Below are 3,459 nucleotides of genomic sequence, written 5' to 3'. Positions count from 1 at the left end.
TCTTCGAAAACTTCTGAAAATAATCACTTGACAGCAAATGAGGCTGCTGTAGAATGCGCGCCTCGGTTGAGACGAAAGATCTTAACCAACCGCTCTTTAACAACTGAATCAAGCAATTCGTGTGGGTGCTTGTGGAGTCAGACTGATAGTCAACAAGATTATCAGCATCACAAGTTACTCCGCGAGAAATCAAAGATGTAACCAACGATTGCTGAGCCAAGTTTAGGGTTTCTTAAAAACCCAAAGATGTTTGAACTGAAGAGTTTGATCATGGCTCAGATTGAACGCTGGCGGCAGGCCTAACACATGCAAGTCGAGCGGATGAAGGGAGCTTGCTCCTGGATTCAGCGGCGGACGGGTGAGTAATGCCTAGGAATCTGCCTGGTAGTGGGGGACAACGTTTCGAAAGGAACGCTAATACCGCATACGTCCTACGGGAGAAAGCAGGGGACCTTCGGGCCTTGCGCTATCAGATGAGCCTAGGTCGGATTAGCTAGTTGGTGAGGTAATGGCTCACCAAGGCGACGATCCGTAACTGGTCTGAGAGGATGATCAGTCACACTGGAACTGAGACACGGTCCAGACTCCTACGGGAGGCAGCAGTGGGGAATATTGGACAATGGGCGAAAGCCTGATCCAGCCATGCCGCGTGTGTGAAGAAGGTCTTCGGATTGTAAAGCACTTTAAGTTGGGAGGAAGGGTTGTAGATTAATACTCTGCAATTTTGACGTTACCGACAGAATAAGCACCGGCTAACTCTGTGCCAGCAGCCGCGGTAATACAGAGGGTGCAAGCGTTAATCGGAATTACTGGGCGTAAAGCGCGCGTAGGTGGTTCGTTAAGTTGGATGTGAAATCCCCGGGCTCAACCTGGGAACTGCATCCAAAACTGGCGAGCTAGAGTATGGTAGAGGGTGGTGGAATTTCCTGTGTAGCGGTGAAATGCGTAGATATAGGAAGGAACACCAGTGGCGAAGGCGACCACCTGGACTGATACTGACACTGAGGTGCGAAAGCGTGGGGAGCAAACAGGATTAGATACCCTGGTAGTCCACGCCGTAAACGATGTCAACTAGCCGTTGGGAGCCTTGAGCTCTTAGTGGCGCAGCTAACGCATTAAGTTGACCGCCTGGGGAGTACGGCCGCAAGGTTAAAACTCAAATGAATTGACGGGGGCCCGCACAAGCGGTGGAGCATGTGGTTTAATTCGAAGCAACGCGAAGAACCTTACCAGGCCTTGACATCCAATGAACTTTCCAGAGATGGATTGGTGCCTTCGGGAACATTGAGACAGGTGCTGCATGGCTGTCGTCAGCTCGTGTCGTGAGATGTTGGGTTAAGTCCCGTAACGAGCGCAACCCTTGTCCTTAGTTACCAGCACGTAATGGTGGGCACTCTAAGGAGACTGCCGGTGACAAACCGGAGGAAGGTGGGGATGACGTCAAGTCATCATGGCCCTTACGGCCTGGGCTACACACGTGCTACAATGGTCGGTACAAAGGGTTGCCAAGCCGCGAGGTGGAGCTAATCCCATAAAACCGATCGTAGTCCGGATCGCAGTCTGCAACTCGACTGCGTGAAGTCGGAATCGCTAGTAATCGCGAATCAGAATGTCGCGGTGAATACGTTCCCGGGCCTTGTACACACCGCCCGTCACACCATGGGAGTGGGTTGCACCAGAAGTAGCTAGTCTAACCTTCGGGAGGACGGTTACCACGGTGTGATTCATGACTGGGGTGAAGTCGTAACAAGGTAGCCGTAGGGGAACCTGCGGCTGGATCACCTCCTTAATCGACGACATCAGCTGCTCCATAAGTTCCCACACGAATTGCTTGATTCATTGAAGAAGACGAAAGAAGCAGCCCGAAATTGGGTCTGTAGCTCAGTTGGTTAGAGCGCACCCCTGATAAGGGTGAGGTCGGCAGTTCGAATCTGCCCAGACCCACCAATTTTGTGTGGGAAACGCCTGTAGAAATACGGGGCCATAGCTCAGCTGGGAGAGCGCCTGCCTTGCACGCAGGAGGTCAGCGGTTCGATCCCGCTTGGCTCCACCACTACTGCTTCTGAAGTAAGAGCTTAGAAATGAGCATTCCATCGTGTGATGGTGAATGTTGATTTCTAGTCTTTGACTAGTTCGTTCTTTAAAAATTTGGGTATGTGATAGAAAGATAGACTGAGATCCACTTTCACTGGTGGTGATCAGGCTAAGGTAAAATTTGTGAGTTCTCTTAGTTGAGAAATTCGAATTTTCGGCGAATGTCGTCTTCACAGTATAACCAGATTGCTTGGGGTTATATGGTCAAGTGAAGAAGCGCATACGGTGGATGCCTTGGCAGTCAGAGGCGATGAAAGACGTGGTAGCCTGCGAAAAGCTTCGGGGAGTCGGCAAACAGACTTTGATCCGGAGATGTCTGAATGGGGGAACCCAGCCATCACAAGATGGTTATCTTGCACTGAATACATAGGTGCAAGAGGCGAACCAGGGGAACTGAAACATCTAAGTACCCTGAGGAAAAGAAATCAACCGAGATTCCCTTAGTAGTGGCGAGCGAACGGGGACTAGCCCTTAAGTGGCTTTGAGATTAGCGGAACGCTCTGGAAAGTGCGGCCATAGTGGGTGATAGCCCTGTACGCGAAAATCTCTTAGTCATGAAATCGAGTAGGACGGAGCACGAGAAACTTTGTCTGAATATGGGGGGACCATCCTCCAAGGCTAAATACTACTGACTGACCGATAGTGAACTAGTACCGTGAGGGAAAGGCGAAAAGAACCCCGGAGAGGGGAGTGAAATAGATCCTGAAACCGTATGCGTACAAGCAGTGGGAGCAGACTTTGTTCTGTGACTGCGTACCTTTTGTATAATGGGTCAGCGACTTATTTTCAGTGGCGAGCTTAACCGAATAGGGGAGGCGTAGCGAAAGCGAGTCTTAATAGGGCGTCTAGTCGCTGGGAATAGACCCGAAACCGGGCGATCTATCCATGGGCAGGTTGAAGGTTAGGTAACACTGACTGGAGGACCGAACCGACTACCGTTGAAAAGTTAGCGGATGACCTGTGGATCGGAGTGAAAGGCTAATCAAGCTCGGAGATAGCTGGTTCTCCTCGAAAGCTATTTAGGTAGCGCCTCATGTATCACTGTAGGGGGTAGAGCACTGTTTCGGCTAGGGGGTCATCCCGACTTACCAAACCGATGCAAACTCCGAATACCTACAAGTGCCGAGCATGGGAGACACACGGCGGGTGCTAACGTCCGTCGTGAAAAGGGAAACAACCCAGACCGTCAGCTAAGGTCCCAAAGTTATGGTTAAGTGGGAAACGATGTGGGAAGGCTTAGACAGCTAGGAGGTTGGCTTAGAAGCAGCCACCCTTTAAAGAAAGCGTAATAGCTCACTAGTCGAGTCGGCCTGCGCGGAAGATGTAACGGGGCTCAAACCATACACCGAAGCTACGGGTATCACG

At 50.9% G+C, this 3,459-nt stretch carries 2 tRNA genes and 2 rRNA genes; all 4 read left to right on the top strand.

Annotated elements, in window-relative coordinates:
• The first annotated feature begins 252 nt into the window (after positions 1 to 252).
• Positions 253 to 1,789, top strand: a 16S ribosomal RNA gene (locus ACKLNA_RS29050).
• An 81-nt stretch (positions 1,790 to 1,870) separates the two neighbouring features.
• Positions 1,871 to 1,947, top strand: a tRNA-Ile gene (locus tag ACKLNA_RS29045).
• Between the two features lie 30 nt (positions 1,948 to 1,977).
• Positions 1,978 to 2,053 (top strand) — tRNA-Ala (locus ACKLNA_RS29040).
• A gap of 243 nt (positions 2,054 to 2,296) precedes the next feature.
• Positions 2,297 to 3,459, top strand: a 23S ribosomal RNA gene (locus ACKLNA_RS29035); the annotation flags it as partial.

Source organism: Pseudomonas sp. UV AK001 (assembly GCF_046097675.1).
Classification (GTDB): Bacteria; Pseudomonadota; Gammaproteobacteria; order Pseudomonadales; family Pseudomonadaceae; genus Aquipseudomonas; species Aquipseudomonas kribbensis.
The sequence above is the reverse complement of the archived record's forward strand: the minus strand, read 5'-3'. Positions and strand labels throughout refer to the sequence as shown.